Source organism: Glycomyces buryatensis, from assembly GCF_004912275.1.
GTDB lineage: Bacteria > Actinomycetota > Actinomycetes > Mycobacteriales > Micromonosporaceae > Glycomyces > Glycomyces buryatensis.
In genome coordinates, this window is sequence record NZ_STGY01000004.1 from 143,746 (window position 1) to 161,744 (window position 17,999).

Genomic DNA, 17,999 nt, shown 5'->3' on the forward strand with positions numbered 1-17,999 from the left:
GATGATGCAACGCCGACCATAGCGGGAGTCATGCGCTACCGGGCNAGGAAGCGACCAGGACACGACCGGACCAGCCGGTACGAACGCCCCGATGGCGGGGCTGCGCCCGACCGAATGGACCGGTGAGCGGGATGCTCCTGGGCGGGCTTGACACGCTCCCGGGCGAACCGGCGAGCGGGAGGCGCCCTGATGGGCGTGGCCTGGCCGGAACGGACCGGCGGAAGACGCGAAGCCCCTGAAGAGAGAGGGGGGCGAGCAGGACCGAGCGGCACGAAGACCGAGGGCCGAGAGCCGAAGGCCGATGTGTGATGTCCGAAGCGTGACACAGGAAGGGAAGGGAAGCACGATGACCATGACGGCCATGCAGACCATGACGGACTCGAGCTCGACTACGCCGCGCCCCCGCCCCGTTGGCACTTCGGCACGCCAGGACCCGCGGCAGAGGCGACCGGCCCGGTCCCGGCACACCACCCCGACCGGTCTTCCCCGCCCCGTCGGCACTTCGGCACGCCAGGCCCGGCGGCAGAGGCGACCGGCCCGGCCCCGGCACACCACCCCGACCGGTCTTCCCCGTCCCGCCGTCGCTGCGAGCCTGAACGGCAACGGAAATGCCACCCATCCCCGGCAGCGCACCGGCAACCGCATTGCCACCGCTTCATCGCTGACGGCTTGAACACCGACCGAAGGCCGACCCGACCCCGGCAACGCACCCGGGACCGGCCCACCGCAACTACTTCGCTGATTGTTTGAACCGCAAGGGAAACGCTGCCGGTCGCTGCAACTCACCGCCGACAGACCCGCCACCTTGCCATCGCTGAGGGTCCGAACTCCACTCGAACCGCTGCCCGGCACGAACCACCGCTCTCACCGAACGCCGTTGCGACTGAGCCGGTCGGTCACGAACCCGCCTGACCCGCGCCTCCCGAGAGCACTTGGCCGATCGCCAGAGGCAAGGCCCTGGCCACGTCCGTCGAAGTGATGGTTCGGTGCCCGGCCGATGCGATACCGCCGGCTTTTCCGTGCAGGTACGCCGCGGCGACCGCGGCCCGCACGCCGTCCATGCCCGAAGCCATGAGCGAGGTCAGCAGCCCGGCGAGGACGTCTCCCGATCCGGCGGTGGCGAGCGCGGGGCGCCCGGTCGGGTTCGCCCAGACGGTGCCGTCGGCGTCGGCTACGACCGTGTGGTGGCCCTTCAGCAGCACGGTGCAGTTGAGTCGTTTCGCAAGTGCCGCAGCGCTTCCGGCCCGGTCGAGGCTGGGCGCGGAGCCGTAGAGGCGTTCGAATTCGCGGTCGTGTGGCGTGAGCACCACGGGGGCCTCGCATCCGGCCAGAATGGACGGATATTCGCCGATGAGGGTCAGGGCGTCGGCGTCGATGACGGCGGGGGCGGCCCCGGCGAGGACGTCGCGCACGGCGCTGAGCGCGGATTCGTCGGCGCCGATGCCGGGCCCGACGAGCCAGGCCTGGACACGGCCGGCCTCCTTGACGGTGTCGGTGCAGACGGCCTCGGCGTAGCGGCGCCGCACCTGGTCGGCGGCGGACCCGGCGTAGCGGACGTAGCCGGTGGGTCCTGCCAGCGCGCCGGAGACGGCGAGGACGGCGGCGCCCGGGTACTTGGCCGATCCGGCGGCGATGCCGGCGACGCCGCGGGTGTACTTGTCGTCGTCGGGGCCGGGGGTGTGCCACCACTCGACGAGGTCGCCGGCTTCGGCGATGCGCACCATCGGATGTGGGTCGAGGTGGCCTGAGAGTCCGATGTCCACGAGGTGGACGCGTCCGGACAGGAGGGCTGCGGCGCCGAGGACGTGGCAGGGCTTGCGGACGCCGAAGGTCACGGTGTGGTCGGCGGCGACGGCGGAGGCGGGGACCGAACCGGTGTCGACGTCGACGCCCGAAGGCACGTCGACCGCGACCGTGATTCGAGACTTGATGCGCCCCAACAGTTCCACGGCCCGATCGGGGAGGCCGGGGCGTCCGCCGATGCCGAGGATGCCGTCCAGGAGCAGGTCGCAGCTGGGGGGCGGTTCGCTGGTGAGACGGCCGCCGGCCTGGGTGAGCGCGGCGGCGGCGAGCGGGTGGACGCGGGAGCGCATGACGGGCACGGCGAAGACGCGGGCGCCGCGCCGGGCGAGGCGCGCGGCGGCGTAGAGGGCGTCGCCCCCGTTGTCGCCGGGACCGGCTAGGACGATGACGGTGGAGCCGTAGACCCCTTGTCCCCCTTGATCAGAGCGCAAGGTCTTCAACATCCGGGCGCAGGCCGCGGCGAGGCCGGCGGCGGCACGCTGCATGAGGGTGCCGGGCGGGAGCTGGGGCATGAGTTCGGCTTCGGCGCGGCGGACCGCCGCGGATGACCAGGCACCGTTCATGACATCTACCTTCGCTCCTTCGTCACGCCGTTTCGGCGATCACCACCGCTGTCGCGATACCGCCATCATGCGACAGCGACACATGCCAACGCGAGACGCCACGCTGCGCGGCGGCCGCGGCCACCGATCCGGTGATGGAAAGTGAGGGGCGTCCGTCGGACTCGGAGAGGATTTCGCAGTCGCTCCAATGCATTCCGCCGGGAGCGCCGAGGGCCTTGGCGACGGCTTCCTTCGCGGCGAAGCGGGCGGCGAGCGATTCGGTCCGGCGCGCGCGTCCGTCGGGGGTGGAGCGTTCAGCGGCGGTGAAGAGTTTGTCGGCCACATGGGGCGTCCGCTCCAGGACACGCTCGAAGCGATCCACTGCCACCACGTCTATACCTACCGCCACGATCACCAGTCAAGAGTGCCACGGGATCGGCCCGCCTGCCCCCTTTGGGCCGAGTTCATGCGAAGCGGTGAACAACCGTGTGCCGCCCTCACATTCAAGGCAGCGGCCACGGGCCGGCAGCGCGATGCATTGCGAGGAACGGAACTGCCGGGCGCCTGCCCGGCCGTCGGTCTATGCGAGGGTGACCGTGAGGGTCACCGTCTGGTTTCTGCGGCGGTCGGCTTCCGTGTTGTTGGGGTAGGGCGGGTCGTCGTCGCCGCTGGTCGCGATGTGGATCTCGGGGAGTTGGAGCTCGCCCGCAGCGGCGAGGGACTCGGCGGCGGCCAGGGCTCGGGCCAGTCCGAGTTCGGTGTTGTCCTCGTATCGGCTGCCGTCCCCGGTTGGTATGTCGTTGGTGTGTCCGACGACGGTGACCGAAGCGCCTTCGAGGCTGCCGATGCGTGCGGCGGCGTCGGCCAGCAGGTCGTCACCGGAGTCCGGCAGGTCGGTTCCGCCATCAGGGAAGAGCGAGTCGTCGAAGGTGACCGCGATGCTTCGCCCCTGGATCTCGGCGGTCCAGCGGGGGTCCACCAGTGCCTGCTGCGCTGTCTGCAGGGCCGCTTCGGTGTCCTCGGTCGATTCGGTCTCGGGAGCCGCCTCGGGTTCCAATGCGTCGACCGCTCCGGCGAGCCGGTCGAGTTCGTCGGCGACGCCCTGGTCCGCCGGGCGATCCTCCGGTTCGGACATGAGCGCCTGCCCGGCGACCGCACCGGCACCGACGAGGATGAGCACCGCCACGCCGACGCCGATGCTCCGGGCGCTGCCGTTCCGGGTCCCCGACCAGATCCGGTGGATGCGGCGGCGGCCCTCGCTCGCGCCGGTGTGGCCGGTGTCGAGTGCTTGGACGCGGGCCCAGCAGTCGTCGGCCGCCGCGAGGTCACCCTGCTGGGTGTGGATCCGCGCGAGCAGGTCGAGCGCCTCGGCGTCCTCGCCGAGGTCGGCGAGGTCGGCGAGAGCACGGCGCGCGTCGTCGTAGCGTCCGGCGCGGGCGTGGCCCGTCGCCTCGGCCAGGATCGTCTGGGCGGCATGGTCACTCATCGCCGGTCACCGCCTCGGACAGTGCTGGTCTGGTTCTCCAGGTCGAGTCCGGCCCCGAGATCGGGCAGGAACGGGCGCAGCTTCGCGTTCACGGCCGCCAGCCGGTGGACGGCGCCGTCGTTGATCGCCCCTCGGCCCTCGGCGAGCAGCCGCTGCACCTGCGCGCTCGGGTGGTCGGCCAGCTCCTGCTCCAGGGCGCCGAAGATCACCACCGGAAGCCGCCCGGTCTCGTCCAGGACCCGCACGGCGATCGACCGGACCTCGTCGGCCTGCCTGCGAATGAGCACCGGGTCGCGCTCCTTGATCGCCGCCTCCATCTCGGACTCGGCCCGGCGCAGGGCCGTCCGGTGCTCGGCCTGGCCGGCCTGCTGAACGACCTCCTTGGCCGCGCTCTGCGTGGCCCTTGCCTCCTCCACGATCTGCGGCAGCTCCAGGCGCTCCTCGACCTCGTCGAGCACGGTGTGCGCGTCGCGCAGCCGGACCTGGCAGGTCGCGGTGGCGTCGGGGTCGACCTCGGCCTGCCGCAGCAGTTGGTCCACGTCCGACAGGGTGTCCTGCGAGTCGAACCGGTCCAGCAGCCCGCGCGCCTCCGGTGCTTCGACGTCGGAGGCGCGGTCGCGCAGGTCGTCGTAGCGCTGTTCGAGCTTGAAGCGGTCGGCGCGCAGGTCGGCGAGGCTCGGCGCGGTCGATCTGGCGAGGTCGACGTCGATCTCGAACTCCTCGTCGAGGATCGGCACGTAGGCCTCGGCGGTGGCCCGGAAGCTGGTGTCGACGCTGACCTCCACCTCGACTTCGCTGCCTGCCGGGACGTCGCGCCGCACTTCGCCGGGCCGCAGTTCGAGCTGGCCGATCACGGTGTTGCGGTCGACCCTCGGACGCTCCCCGGACACCAGCGGCACCCGGATGAGGCCGGTCCCGGCGTTCTTGTTCACGGCCACGGTGGTGAAGACGGACTGGCGTTTGCGGGCCGTCAGCTCGGTTCCCTTCCCCAGCAGCGGCAGCAGCGAGTTGTCGGAGAGGCCGATGCTGATGGAGTGGCTCAGGGTCGGGGCCGCGCCGATCAGGTCGGCGTGGCGGTAGGTCAGGCTCGGCGGGTCGGTCGCCACGGTTGTGCCCTGCCGATCGCGAAGCGTGATCGTGAAGGTGTTCCGGGTGTTCTCCTGGGCGCGCAGCCGCGTGCTGAACGCGCCGTTCGGACGGAGCGCGACTTTGCCGCTGCTCCAAGGCGGTTGGAACGCGAGGTTGTCGAGTTCGACGGTGTAGCCGGTCCAGTCCTGGACGGTGTCGTCGTGCGCGCGGCCGCCCACGAGCGGGTCGACGTCCTGTCCGGCCGCCGCGAACTCCAATACGAGGGCCGCCAGGCCCGGAGTCGTGGCCTGCTTCGTCTTGGTGGACTTCGGAATGCGCTGTGTGCCCGCGAAGATCGCCGCGCCCTGGGCGACGACGGTGACGGGGTTGAGGGAGTGGTCGATGCGAATGCCGAGGCCTTCGTTCGGATCGGCGAGCATCGCCCGCAGCACCGGCGCCTGGGACATGCCGCCCACGAGCAGGACCCGCTCGATGTCGGAGGGCTTGGTGCGGCTCTCGGCGAGCGCCGTGCGGCACATCCCGATCGAGCGCTCCACGAGAGGCCGGGTGACGCGCTCGACGTCGGCTCGGGTGAGCTCGCACTGGAATGCGACCTGCTCGCCGGAGTCGCCGGTGAGGTCCAACTCGATGTCCACCGCCTCGGCCTGCGACAGCTCGATCTTGGCGTTCTCGGCGGCGGCCTTCAGCTTGGCGAGGTTGCCGGCGGCGCGGCCGTTGTCGCGGCTCATGGAGGCGAGCCCGAAATCGCGCCGCGCCACCGGGATCAGGTGCTCCTCGACCAGGGCCCAGTCGACCAGCTTGCCGCCGAGGAAGTTGTCGCCCGCGTGGTTGACCACGGTGAACTCGCCGTCCTCGATCTTCACCACGGCCGCGTCGAAGGTGCCGCCGCCGAAGTCGTAGACGAGCCAGAACGCCTTGGAGGGCGCATCCCGCACACTGTAGGCCCAGGCCGCGGCGGTCGGCTCCTGGAGCAGTGGCGCGAACTCCAGCCCGGCGAGCCCGGCTGCCCGGCGGGTGGCGTCGCACTGGTCGAGTGAGAAGGCGGCGGGGACGGTGATCACCGCGGCCTCGATCCGCTCGCCGGTCGACCGTTCGACGTCGCCTCGCAGCGACTTCAGCACCTCGGCCGACAACTCCTCCGGTGTCATGGCGACCCCGGAGTCTTCGAACGTCTTGTGATTGCCGCGCGTGCCCATCTGAATCTTGAACTCGGAGCAGGCGTTCTTCGGGTCGGACTCGACGCGGTCCCGGGCACGCTCGCCGACGACGATGTTGCCGCCTCGCCTGACGTGGACTGCCGAAGGCGTGAACTCTCGTTGGAGGTTGTTGCGGATGACCTCGGCGTCGGCGGCCTCGGCCTTCGCGATGGCGCTATTGGTGGTACCCAGGTCGATGCCGAAATCAACGGTTTCGCGGTGCATCGGCTTGTCCCCTCTCCTTCTCCGGCATTGCGACGATCACTTGTCCTATTTGGATGTGTCGACCGTCTCGGTACACCGAGGGCCGGATGGTCTCCAGGACCGTCTCCTCGACGGCCTCCGGGTCGGCCTGATAGGCCAGGACGTCCAGGTTCAAGCCCACGTCGAACCGCAGCCCCTCGTGCGACTGCGCCTCGATCCCCGCCTCCGCCAAGTGGTCCCAGGCGGCGCGCAGATGCCGGTTGGCCTGCCGCTGCGGCCGGGGGACCTCGCGCTCGCCGCCCGCGTCGTCGATCTTCCGGCTGGTGCGCCAGAGTTCGGTGACGATCTCGGCCACGGCCCGGTCGGTGAGGCCGGTCGGGTCCGGGGGCAGTTGCATTGCGGGCATAGGGGGTTCGGCGATCGCGGTGACCGGTGCCGGTGGTCCGATGCGGAACTCGGCGGGGAACCGGCGCTGCCGCAGCCGCGCCCCGATCCCGATCTCTCGCGTGGTCACGCTGACTCCTCTCGTTTCTTCGCCCAGGCGCGGAGGTACTCCTGGCGCAGGACCAGGCACACCGCCGCGATCGAGGCGCCGAGGGCCGCCGTGTACAGGGCGGCGAAGGCCCCGGCCGTCCAGGCGGCGAACAGGACGGGAAGCGCGACCAGCGCGAAGACCCGGTACCGCCGGGCGGCCTCGCTGAGCGGGACCCTGCCGCCGATGATCCGTTCCCCGGTGGCGGTGTCGTGCCCGACGATGTTCGCGGTCAACGGCACCAACGGGATCCACAGGAACGTCAGGTACAGGGTCGTGACGTGGGTGTTGACCGCGGTTCCAGGTTCGGCCCGCGAGTCTCTCATGCCGTACTGGTGTGCCCCGAGGAAGAAGACGCAGCCCGGATTGTTGTTGTGCGGCTTGGAGGCCAGCCGTCGGGGGTCGACGAGGATCTGCTCCAGGGCCGCCTCCCGGTCGGGGTCGGTGGTCAACCGGTGCCAGGCCCGCAGTCTCGCGGCGGCCGCGTCGATCTGGCCGCTGTCGAGCAGTGGTTCCACCTCTCTGAGCAGCGGCTCGGTGGCGACCACCGCCAGGTTCTGGTCGATGAGTTCGATGGTGGACTCCGAGACGGCCACCGCGCGCGCTCGCTGCAGGACCCGCGCGACACCGGTGCCCCGGCGCCGCTTGTTGAAGTAGCCGACGGCGCAGCGGTTGGCGGTGATCGCGGCCTCGTCGCGGCAGGAGCGGGTGAGCGGGTCGGCGCCGCCCAGCAGCGCCTCGATGACGCGCAGCGGCTCGGCCGTGTCGGACAGCAGGGTCCTGGCCGCTTTGAGGCCGCCGGAGTCGGCCTGGTCCTCGGCGGTCTCGCAGGCCGTCTTGACGCGGGCCTCGGCGCCGCGGACCGCGTTCCGCGCGGCCTTGCGCACCAGGGCTTCCGTGAAGGGCGATGCGTTCAGCAGTCGCAGGTGGCGCTCGGCCGCCGGGGTGTCGCCGTCGGCGGCAGCGGTCGCGGCGAGGGCGAGGCTCACCCCCACGAGGTGCTCGGGGAGGCGTTCGCGGAGCGCCCGGACGGCGGCCAGGGTCAGGCGCGGGTCGTCGATCGCCCGCACTCGCGCTTTGGCCCACGTCCAGGTCTCTCCCGAGTCGAGGACCGCCGACCAGGTGCGGAGCGCGGTCGCCCACATCGCCGGGTCCGGCTGGCCCGAGTCCTCGGATTCCAATGCGGCGCAATGGGTTCGCACGGCGGTGTTGTGCGGGTGGTCGGCTTCGACGTCGGGGCGCAGCCACAGCAGCTCGTGGGCGAGGCGCAGCAGCGGGTCGCGCAGTCCCTCGAAGGCGTGGTGCAGCGCGTCGGGGTCGGCCGAGGGCGGCAGCGGCGCGGCGCCGGATTCGGCGGACGGCTCGTAGTACGGGTTCATTCGCTCCTCGCGGCCGCGCCGCACCTGGCGGGGCGAGGCGTCAGCGGGCAGTCCGGTGACCCTGAAGGCGTTGTCGCGGTATAGGACCCGGCCGGTGAGCGATTCCAGGACGCGGTCCAGCTCGCTCGCGACGGCCTCGGTCGACACCGGGTTGGACGTGACCATGTCTATTGCCTCGCGTTTCCGTTGTGCCACTGGCGCAGTCGCTCGCCCATCCGAGCGGCGTCGGGGGTGCGGTGGCGCAGGTTCGGTTCCAGGGCACCGAGGACGATGCCCGCCAGTTCGTCGTCGACCTCGGGGTTGCGCAGCTGCGGGGAGGGCGGGGGCTCGTTCCTCGGGGTGCCGAAGAAGGCGACGGGGGAGCTCACGTCGTGAAAGGGCAGGGTGTCGGTGAGCATGAGGTAGGCGATGACGCCGACGGCCCACACGTCCCCCGCGGTCGAGTCGCCCTTCCGGTAGCGCAGGGCCTCCGGGGATTTGAACGCGAGCGTCCCCCTCGCGCTCGCGAGCCCGGTCAGGAGGTCCGTGCGCTTCGCCAGGCCGAAGTCGCTGATGCGGACGCGCAGCTCGTCGCGGTCGTAGCCGACGAGGATGTTCTGCGGGGTGAGGTCGCGGTGGACGATCGGCGGGCGCTCTCCGTGCGCGACGGCGAGGCCCTCGCAGATCTGCCGGAGGATCTGGACGGCCTCCCCGATGCGGGTGAACCGGTCCCCATGCGAATGCCAGAAGTCGGCGAGGTTCCCGCCGGGGACGTACTCCATGGTGAAGAACCCGTACCGACCCGAGCCGGTCTCGACGATGTCGGCGTTGAAGACCCGCACGATGTTCGGGTGTCCGATCCTGGACAGCAGGATCGCCTCGCCGAGCAGCTCCTCGGTCGCCTCGCGGCTGCCGATGTGCTTGAAGACCTTCATGGCCTGACGGCCGAGGAAGCGATGCCGGACGCGGTAGACCTCGGCGAAGGCGCCCTGCCCGAGGAACCGCTCGACCTCGTAGTGGTCCCCGATCCGCTGACCTTCGCTGAGCATGCCCACGGGGACTCCTTCCGTTCCGGTCCCGGCCGTGGGCTCATGTCTAACCCGGACGGCGCGGGAGGGGTCCCGGAAGCCGCCTTGCCGTCCGCGCGGTCGTTTGATTACATTGACCTTGCTCCGGGGGGAAGCGGCTCCGACCGTCTTCGGCGTTCAGGATGTGCTCCTCCCCCTAAGGACTCCTCAATGGACGACACGACCGATCCGAACCTCCCTCCCGAGGACGAACTGGCGCGCCTGCTGCCCGGCTACCGGTTCGACTCCACACCCTTGAGCTCGACCGGCATGAGCCAGGTCCTGCTCGCGACCGACACGAGACTGCACCACCGCAAGGTCGCGGTGAAACTCATGGCCGGCTACCTGTCCGTGCATCCGGGCTACCGCAAGCGGTTCCTCCGCGAAATCCAGCTGATGGCCGGCCTGGAGCATCCGAACATCATGTACGTGATCACCGCGGCCTCGGCCCAGGACCGGCTGCTGTACCTGGTCATGCCGCGCGCCGAAGGCGACTTGAAGGTGCGCCTCGCGCCGGGCCCGCTCGACCTCGCCGAGACCGTCGACACGGTCGTCCAGGTCGCCGATGCCCTCGACTTCGCCCACGACCACGGTGTGGCCCACCGCGACGTGAAGCCGGGGAACATCCTCTTCGGACCTGGCGGCCATGTCTACCTGAGCGACTTCGGGGTCGCGAAGGACCACTTCGGCGAGGACCTCACCGCGTTCGGCGAGACGATCGGCACGCGCCGCTACACCGCCCCGGAGGTCTTCAGCAGGGCCACAGCGGATCAGATCGATCCCGAACGGGACGCGGCCCCGCCGGCGCGGCTGCTCCCGGCCACTCCGAGGGAGCGCGCGGGCGACGTCTACTCGCTCGGCGCGGTGCTCTACCACTGCCTGACCGGCCGCAGGCCCTTCGACCACCTCGACGACAGCGCGGCCGAGGCGGCGCAGCGCCGGGGCGACCTGACCCCGGCGAGCGAGCTGCGACCCGAACTGCCCTCGACGCTCGATGCCGTGGTGGCCAAGGCGATGCACCTCGACCCGGCCCAGCGCCACCGCACCTGCGGCGAGCTGGCGACCGCCCTCGGACAGGCCGTCGGCCTCACCGAGGCGGGTTCGGCGCTGCCGATCCTGCGGGACATCCAGGATCGGATCCGCTCGGGGGCGCAGGACCAGACCACGGCCGCGCCGGTGGCGGCCGGGGCGGCTCCGCGCACCAGGTCCCGGCTGTTCGACGCCTTGACTCCGGTGATCGCGCTGGCCCTGCTCGCGGGGGTGCTGCTGTACACGGCGTTCGGCCCCAGTGCAGATGAGGGCGCGGTCGGGGACGACGCCGCGATCGAGGACAGCGACGACGCCCCGAGCGCCGAGGGCGAAGACCCGACCGCCGGGTCATCGACGCCGACGCCGACGCCGGTGACCGGTGAGGACCGGGTCGAGCGGCACCCGGTCGCGGGCGAATGCCTGGACGGCGAGGCCGACGACTACGTCGTCGTCTCCTGCGACTCCGAGCAGGCCACCGAGCGGGTCTTCAAGGTCGTGGCGCTGCCGGACGACCCGAACCCCTCGCAGCCGGACCACGACGATGCCGCCTTTCTGGCCTGCGGGGGCGGTTCGGTGACCGACGTCAATTACTACTGGAAGGATTCGGTCACCGGTTCCGATGACCCCTGGGACCCCGAGACGGGACTGATCTACTACATCATCTGCTACGAGGACCTGTGAGACCTCACTTGTCGCCGAGATCGAGCCGGTCCAGATAGGTCGGGTCCAAAGTGGTGCTCTGGAGCAGTGCCCGGATCAGGTTGTCGTTCAGCGCGTTGCCGAGCGGCTCGCCGAACACCTCGTCGCGCAGCAGTCCGGCGACCCTGGGCCGGTACTCGGGGTGGGACAGCCGCTCGCGCACGGCGGCGACGACGCGCGCGGCGGTGCCGTCGTTCCAGTTCCGCTCGTCGCGGGCGTTCGACCGCCGCATGTCGTCGGCGACCTGGCGCCAGGCCACCGGCTGCGGGTGCGGCAGTCCGCGAAGGTATCGCTGCGCGAGCGAGGTGAGCACGAGGCACTCGACCTCGCTCAACGGATGCTTGTTCGGCGGGACGGTCTCGTCGTCGGCGCCCGCGTCGTCGGGGTCGCGCCTGCCGCCGATCAGTCGGATCTCCAAGCAGTGCACCGCCTCTGAGAGGTCGCCGATGTACACCGGCGTGTAGGCGTCCTCGATGAGACGCTCCTGGCCCGAGAGCAGCATGGCGTCGCCGGGGAACAGCATCGGCAGCTGCCCCTCGTTGCGCATCGTCCATTCCGTGCCGTGGCAGACGATCCGGCCGTGAACTCGGCTGATGCGCTTGTCCCGTACCCCGAGCGGGATATTGACGTTGTCCTCGTCGCGTCCGAAGAGGAGCTCGAACGGGCGCGGCGGCACCGCCCACCCGAGTTCCTCGCCGAGGGCGAACATCGTGCCCGTCGGCGCGGGCGGCAGCGGCGACTCGTTCTCGGGAGCCTCCGGGACGCCGGCGGCGAGGCTGCGCACCCACGGCGGCAGGATCTGCGGGGGAAAGGTCGGTGTGTTCATCGCGAACGGTCCTCTCTGGCGGCGGAGCTCCAGACTTGATCATGCACGCCCGCTCGCGGGACCCCTCTCGCCGCCCGCATCGGGCCCCGACCGCACAACGGCTAGGGGGTGGTTACGGACCCCCGGCGAGTCGATATCCGAGTCCATTTGTTCGCTCGCAAGGCGGAAGGGCCTCCAGATCCCGGTGTTGGATCTGGAGGCCCGACAACGAAGCGAGCGGGCAAATGGGCCGGATAGCGGCCGTCAGGGGTCCGTAACCACCCCCTAGGGCCCGGCGTCATCGCCTATCGCCGACTAGCAGACGGCCGGTTCGACCCAGGAGCATTCGAGGTCGGCCGGGGCGGCGTCCTCCGCGGGCTCCTCGATCTCGTCGAGGTTCGAGAACGTCTCGATCTCGGCCTCGGTCGCGGCGCCGCTGTGTCCGGCGACGGCCGCGGCGATCTTGTCCTCGATGTCCTTGACCGACGAGGACAGATAGTCGTTGGTCACGACGCTGAACACCAGTTCGCGTCCGTCGGCGTCGGTGGCGTAGCCCGAGAGCGCCGAGACGCCCGTCATCGAGCCGGTCTTGGCGTGCACATTGGACGCGGCCGGGGTGTCGCACATGCGGCTCGACAGGGTGCCGCCGACCATCGGGTCGGATTCGCACGCGATCGGCAGGGCCTCGTACCAGGTGTCGAACCAGGACGCGTCCTTCGCGCCGACGAGCAGGTCGGTGATCAGGTCGGCGCTCAGGAAGGTCTGGCGCGACAGGCCGGAGCCGTCGACCACGCGGACCGGTTCGGTGTCGACCCCGTACTTCTCGATCGCGCCGTAGACGGCGGCCTTGCCCGACGCGAACGTGCCCTCGCCGGTGGCCTCGTAGCCCATGGTCTTGTACAGCGCTTCGGCGTGGGAGCTGTTGGAGCGCTTGAGGAAGTGCACGATGAGTTCCGACAGCGGCATCGACTCGTGCGAGGCCAGGGCGTCGGCGCCCTCGGGGGTCTCCTCGCCGAGGCGGACCTCCCCGTCGAAGGCGATGCCGTGGTCGGCCAGGGCGGCCTCGAACACGTTGGCGGCCAGCGCGGTCGGCTCGATGACGGCGCGGGTGCCGAAGGTCTCCGCGGCGTCGGCGGCGATGGAGCCGGAGACGGTGATCTCGTTGCTGTACTCGTCGCGGTCGATCGACACGGAGGTGTCCAATCCGGCTGCGCCGGTGGTGATCGCGGATTCGATGGTCACGTAGTCGTTGGCGGGGACCATCGAGATCTCGGCGTCGTCGCCTTCGGCCGCACCGGGTTCGACGAAGACGCGGACGGTTCCGGCGTCGAGGTCGGTGCTGGAGGCGACGGTCAGGGCCGAGATCTGGGAGGCGTAAAGGTACTGGAGGTCGCCTCGCTCCCAGCTGGAGCCGGCGCGGTCGTCGTCGAAGGCGGTGTCGTCGGCGACGAGGTCGCCGTCGATCGCGGTCACTCCGGCCTCGGCGAGGTCGGCGGCGAGGGCGTCGTAGTCCTCGGCGAGCATGGTCGGGTCGCCGGTGCCGCGGAGGTAGAGGTCGCCGGCGAGGGTGCCGCCGTCGGGCTGGGCCTCGGCGGCGACGTCGGTGGTGAACGTGTAGTCCGCACCGAGGGTCTCCAGGGCGGCGGCCGAGGTGAGGAGCTTGTTGTTGGAGGCGGGGATGGCGCGGGCGTTGCCCTCGTGGTCGTAAAGGACCTCGCCGGTGTTCGCGTCGGCGACAACGACATCGGCTTGGGAGTCGGTGAGGCGTGCGTCGGCCAGGATCGCGTCGATGGCTCCGGCCAAGGCCTCGTCGCCGGTCTCTTCTGCTTGGGCCACAACGGTTCCGGCGATTCCGATGGTGGCTGCGGCGGCGACGGCGACCGCGCTGCTGATGAGGGTACGTCTCTTCACCCGGCGAGTGTATACGCGGTGGTCTCAGATCATTTGCGGTGATTGCGTGAGATGGGCAGCGGCTCTGCGATGTCCAGGACGGCAATGGGGCGCGCGGCCGAATGGCCGCGCGCCCCGCGCTGCTTGACGTTCGAGGTCCCACTATTCCACATTGACTTTCGGCCTCCCGAAAGGAGGCGGCGTCGCGGCTCGAACCTGCCTCGAGCAGTGGTCGGACCCGGTTCCCGGGCGGCGCTGCGCCGCGAACGGGCCCGGCTCTCGCGCCGCTATTCCACAGTGACCGATTTGGCGAGGTTGCGGGGTTGGTCGATGTCCTTGTCGAGCGCCGTCGCCAGCTCGGCCGCGAACTCCTGCAAGGGAACCGCGGTCAGCAGCGGCGCCAGCAGCGTCGGCGACGCGGGCGTCTCGATGACATGGTCGGCGTGGACGCGGGTGATGTCGTCGCCCTCCTCGCACACGGCGATGACCTTGGCGCCGCGCGCCTTGACCTCCTGAATATTGGAGATGATCTTGTCGTGCAGGAGGGACCGGCCCCGGGGGCTGGGCACGATCGCGATCACCGGCGTGCCGTCGTCGATCAGGGAGATCGGGCCGTGCTTGAGCTCGCCCGCGGCGAAGCCCTCGGCGTGGATGTACGCCAGTTCCTTGAGTTTCAGGGCGCCTTCGAGGGCGACCGGGTAGCCGACGTGGCGGCCGATGAACAGCACCCGCTGCTCGGTCCGGGTGGCGACCTCGCGGGCGAGCGCGCGCACCGGCTCCATGTCCTGGAGGAGCTTGGTGATCTTGTCGGGGGTGGCGACGAGCTCTGAGAGCACGGCCGAGACCTCGTCGGCGTACTTGATGCCGCGGATCTGCGCCAGGTGCAGGCCCACCAGGTAGCAGGCGGCCAACTGGGTGAGGAACGCCTTGGTGGAGGCGACGGCGACCTCGATGCCCGCACGGGTGTACAGCACCGCGTCGGACTCGCGCGGGATGGTGGAACCGACGGTATTGGAGATCGAGAGGACGCGGGCCTTCTGGTCCTTGGCGTGGCGCAGCGCCATGAGCGTGTCCATGGTCTCGCCGGACTGGGAGATCGCGATGACCAGTGTGGACCGGTCCAGAACCGGGTCGCGGTAGCGGAACTCGCTGGAGAGCTCGACCTCGCAGGGGATGCGGGTCCAGTGCTCGATGGCGTACTTGGTGACGAGTCCGGCGTGGTACGAAGTGCCGCAGGCGATGATGAAGACCTTGTCGATGTCGCGGAAGTCCTGATCGGACATGCGGACCTCGTCGAGGACGATCTGTCCATTGCCGTCGATGCGCCCGCGCAACGTGTCGGCCACGGCCTGGGGTTGCTCGTTGATCTCCTTGCGCATGAACGTGTCCCAGCCGCCCTTCTCGGCGGCGGAGATGTCCCAGTCCACCGAGAACGGGTTCCCCTCGGAGGGCTTGCCGTCGAAGCCCGAGATGGCGATGCCGTCGCGCGAGATCGTCACGATCTGGTCCTGGCCCAGCTCGATGGCCTCGGTGGTGTAGGCGATGAACGCGGCCACGTCGGAGGCGAGGAAGTACTCGCCCTCGCCGACGCCCACGACCAGCGGGGAGTTGCGGCGGGCGCCCACCACGGTGTCGGGGTCGTCTGCGGCGACGGCCAGGAGCGTGAACGCGCCTTCGAGGCGCGCGCACACGCGCGTCATGGCCTCGGTCAGGTTCCCGCAGGCGGCGTATTCGCGGCCGAGCAGGTGGGCGGCGACCTCGGTGTCGGTCTCGGAGAGGAACTCGACCCCGCCCGATTCGAGCTCGCCGCGCAGCTGCGAGAAGTTCTCGATGATGCCGTTGTGGATGAGCGCGATCTTCCCGTCGGCCGAGACGTGCGGGTGCGCGTTGCGGTCGGAGGGGACGCCGTGGGTGGCCCAGCGGGTGTGCCCGATGCCGCAGTGGGCGACGGGACGATCGATCCCGTCCAGGACCGCTTCGAGATTGGCGAGCTTGCCGGCCTTCTTCTCGATCTCCATGACCGGATCGCCCTCACCGGGGGCGTCGAAGACGAGCGCGACGCCCGCCGAGTCATAGCCCCGGTATTCGAGGCGCCGCAGCCCGTCGATGACGACGTCCACGGCCGAGCGCTGGCCTACGTATCCCACGATTCCACACATGCGAAGAACCCTACCGCAGTTTCGAGCATCACATATGCGCGGATCCCAGGCTTTCAATCACACCCATTGATCATTATGGGTGTTACCTGGCCGTTCACCCCGCGCTCGGCCACCGTTCACCCGCACCAGGGGTTGCAGCCGCGCCGCGCAAAACCGCCGCGGCGGATCCCTGGGGTGCCCGATCAGTGCTCGGGCGCCCGAATCCAATCACGGGACGAGCGCGATCCCCCGCGTCCCGTCCGACTTGACGAAACTGATCGCCGCGCCCGAAGCGACCGTCGTCAACTGCGCCTCCTGGCACCAGTTCTCCGGCATCGACTCCGACTCGAACTCGATCTCCTCGGCGTCGCCCTTCGTGATCTCGAAGAGCCGGCACTTCGGGGCGGTCTGGTCGAGCGACAGGTCCACGGCCAGCAGCGCCCGGTTGTCCGGCAGCACCGTCGCCCACCCGCGCGCGACCTCCGGGTCAAGCGGCGTGAACCCGAGCCTGACCGACTTGCGGTACTGGCGCTCGCCCGTGTCCAGGTCGTATGCCATGACGCCCAGCCACGAGCCCTCGCGGTGCTTGGCCGTATAGCACTCCACCAACTGCACCGTGCGGGAACTCGAGGCGACCTTCGCGGTCGAACGGTCCGAGGCAGCCCCGGCCGCGGTCGACTCCGGCGTCGGCTGCGACAGGTACAGCGTCCCCCCGCACGCCGAGGAGTTCGTCGACCCGAACTGCTCACCCTTGTTGTGCCACAGCTCCTCGCCGTCCGCGATGTCGTAGGCCAGCAGCTTGTGGTCGAAGCGGCGCGCCGAGAACGGCCCGTCCGTCACCCGCTGCTCGATACGGCTGTCGATGATGACCGCCTTCTCGGTGACCAGGAAACTGCCCGGCGCGACCTGGGCGCGCCAGTCGATCTCCTGCGTCCACACCGACTCGCCGTCGTTCAGATCGAACGCCAGGATGTAGTCGCGCGCGACCGGCCGGTCCGGCGCCGGCACGCAGTCGGCCAGCATGAGCAGCCGGTCCCCGGTGATCTGCGCGGCCGTGCCCTCGCAGCCGTCCGGCATGAACGCCTGCCACAGCTGCTCACCCTCGAAGTCGTACGCGGTGAAGGCCTCCCCGCGCTCACCCGCGTACAGGAGGCGGTCGTCCGACAGAGCCAGCAGCAGCCCCGGCGACCCGTTGAAGTCCGCCGTGGCGACCTCCTCGCCGGTCTGGGTGCGCAGCACACGAGTCTGGTAGTCGTCCGGATTGTCCGCGCGCGGACCCGACAGCCCCACCAGCGTTTCGCTCTGCGACAGCGTCGGCGACTGGGACGAACGCCAGTTCCAGCGGCGGTGATACCAGACCGCCTCCCCGGTCGCCGGGTCGACCAGCGTCACCGCCTGCGGCATCGGATTCGTCGGATGGTCGACGCGCAGCAGCCCGTACGGGGTCTCCACGAACCGCTCCACCCCCGCCAACTCCGTCAACGAGTCGACGGTGGTCTCCCAGCCGCCCGCGGCCGTCGCGTCCCCGACCCGCACATCCTGATTGGCCAGCTCGGCCCAACGCTGCATCGCCGGGGCCAGCGCGGCCGCGGCCAGCAGCACGATCGCCGCCGCCAGCACCGAAATCTTGCGACTCATCCGCTTCGGGGCGCCGCGGCGCCCTCCCGCGTAGCCCTCGACCACGAACTCGCTCAAGGCGAGCAGGCCGCCGCCGACGACGCCGAAGCCGTACGCGAGCGCCGCGACCCCGGCCCGGTGGGTGATGAACTCGTCCGGCCCGGCCTCGGGCATCGCCGAATAGACCGCCCAACCGGCGGCCGCCGCGAACAGCGCGGCGACCAGGGCGACGACAATGGTGTGCAGGCCCGGATGGGAGGCGGCCGTCGCGATCACGATGGCGACCAGCGCAACCGAGGCGACCGTCCCGATGATCATGTAGACGCCCGAGGACCCGGTCGAGGCGGCGGTGCCGAAGGACGCCCAGACCAGCAGGGCGGCCCAGGCGACCAGCGCGGTGAGTCCGGCGGTGCGCAGGAAGACGCGGGCGAGCGGGCGACCCACTGACGCAGCGGGATCGCTCGGACGCGCATCGGTGCGGTGCCGACCTGGCGTGGAGGCGCTGTGGGACATGCACTCTTTCTACCGGCAGGGCGGCTTGCGA

Annotated in this window: 12 protein-coding genes; 1 reads left to right on the top strand and 11 read right to left on the bottom strand. The window is 70.4% G+C overall.

What is annotated here, in order from left to right; genetic code table 11:
* Positions 1-896: 896 nt before the first annotated feature.
* The 7 genes from FAB82_RS01695 to FAB82_RS01725 form a co-directional block, all read right to left on the bottom strand.
* On the bottom strand, positions 897-2,366 hold the full coding sequence (locus FAB82_RS01695) for an NAD(P)H-hydrate dehydratase (protein ID WP_136532803.1): 1,470 nt from the start codon (positions 2,364-2,366) through the stop codon (positions 897-899).
* Positions 2,367-2,388: 22 nt separating this feature from the next.
* The gene (locus FAB82_RS01700; protein WP_136532804.1) at positions 2,389-2,760 is read right to left on the bottom strand and encodes a holo-ACP synthase; all 372 of its coding nucleotides are present in this window, start codon (positions 2,758-2,760) and stop codon (positions 2,389-2,391) included.
* 165 nt (positions 2,761-2,925) lie between these two features.
* On the bottom strand, positions 2,926-3,831 hold the full coding sequence (locus tag FAB82_RS01705) for an OmpA family protein (protein WP_136532805.1): 906 nt from the start codon (positions 3,829-3,831) through the stop codon (positions 2,926-2,928).
* Positions 3,828-6,341 carry an Hsp70 family protein gene (locus FAB82_RS01710; protein ID WP_136532806.1) on the bottom strand — a complete coding sequence of 838 codons (2,514 nt, stop codon included), beginning with the start codon at positions 6,339-6,341 and terminating at the stop codon, positions 3,828-3,830. Before FAB82_RS01710 ends, FAB82_RS01705 begins: the two co-directional genes overlap by 4 nt.
* Positions 6,322-6,834, bottom strand: coding sequence for a hypothetical protein (locus FAB82_RS01715; protein WP_136532807.1), 513 nt, complete (start codon positions 6,832-6,834; stop codon positions 6,322-6,324). The genes FAB82_RS01710 and FAB82_RS01715 overlap by 20 nt, the downstream gene beginning before the upstream one ends.
* Positions 6,831-8,396: a hypothetical protein gene (locus tag FAB82_RS01720; protein ID WP_136532808.1), complete on the bottom strand. Its 1,566-nt coding sequence runs from the start codon at positions 8,394-8,396 to the stop codon at positions 6,831-6,833. The genes FAB82_RS01715 and FAB82_RS01720 overlap by 4 nt, the downstream gene beginning before the upstream one ends.
* 2 nt (positions 8,397-8,398) lie before the next feature.
* Positions 8,399-9,259, bottom strand: a complete 861-nt coding sequence (locus FAB82_RS01725; protein ID WP_246039409.1) for a serine/threonine-protein kinase — start codon at positions 9,257-9,259, stop codon at positions 8,399-8,401.
* A 189-nt stretch (positions 9,260-9,448) separates the two neighbouring features.
* Here FAB82_RS01725 and FAB82_RS01730 point away from each other — a divergent pair, with 189 nt between their 5' ends.
* Positions 9,449-10,987 (top strand): serine/threonine-protein kinase, encoded by a 1,539-nt coding sequence (locus FAB82_RS01730; protein ID WP_168801373.1) that lies wholly within the window; start codon positions 9,449-9,451, stop codon positions 10,985-10,987.
* A gap of 4 nt (positions 10,988-10,991) precedes the next feature.
* Here FAB82_RS01730 and FAB82_RS01735 read toward each other — a convergent pair whose 3' ends face one another.
* The 4 genes from FAB82_RS01735 to FAB82_RS01750 form a co-directional block, all read right to left on the bottom strand.
* Positions 10,992-11,831 carry an FHA domain-containing protein gene (locus FAB82_RS01735; protein ID WP_136532811.1) on the bottom strand — a complete coding sequence of 280 codons (840 nt, stop codon included), beginning with the start codon at positions 11,829-11,831 and terminating at the stop codon, positions 10,992-10,994.
* 294 nt (positions 11,832-12,125) lie between these two features.
* Positions 12,126-13,721 (bottom strand): D-alanyl-D-alanine carboxypeptidase/D-alanyl-D-alanine endopeptidase, encoded by a 1,596-nt coding sequence (gene dacB / locus FAB82_RS01740; protein WP_211116309.1) that lies wholly within the window; start codon positions 13,719-13,721, stop codon positions 12,126-12,128.
* A 266-nt stretch (positions 13,722-13,987) separates the two neighbouring features.
* Positions 13,988-15,859: a glutamine--fructose-6-phosphate transaminase (isomerizing) gene (gene glmS / locus FAB82_RS01745; protein ID WP_136532812.1), complete on the bottom strand. Its 1,872-nt coding sequence runs from the start codon at positions 15,857-15,859 to the stop codon at positions 13,988-13,990.
* Between the two features lie 207 nt (positions 15,860-16,066).
* Positions 16,067-17,968, bottom strand: a complete 1,902-nt coding sequence (locus FAB82_RS01750; protein WP_136532813.1) for an outer membrane protein assembly factor BamB family protein — start codon at positions 17,966-17,968, stop codon at positions 16,067-16,069.
* Between the last annotated feature and the right edge of the window lie 31 nt (positions 17,969-17,999).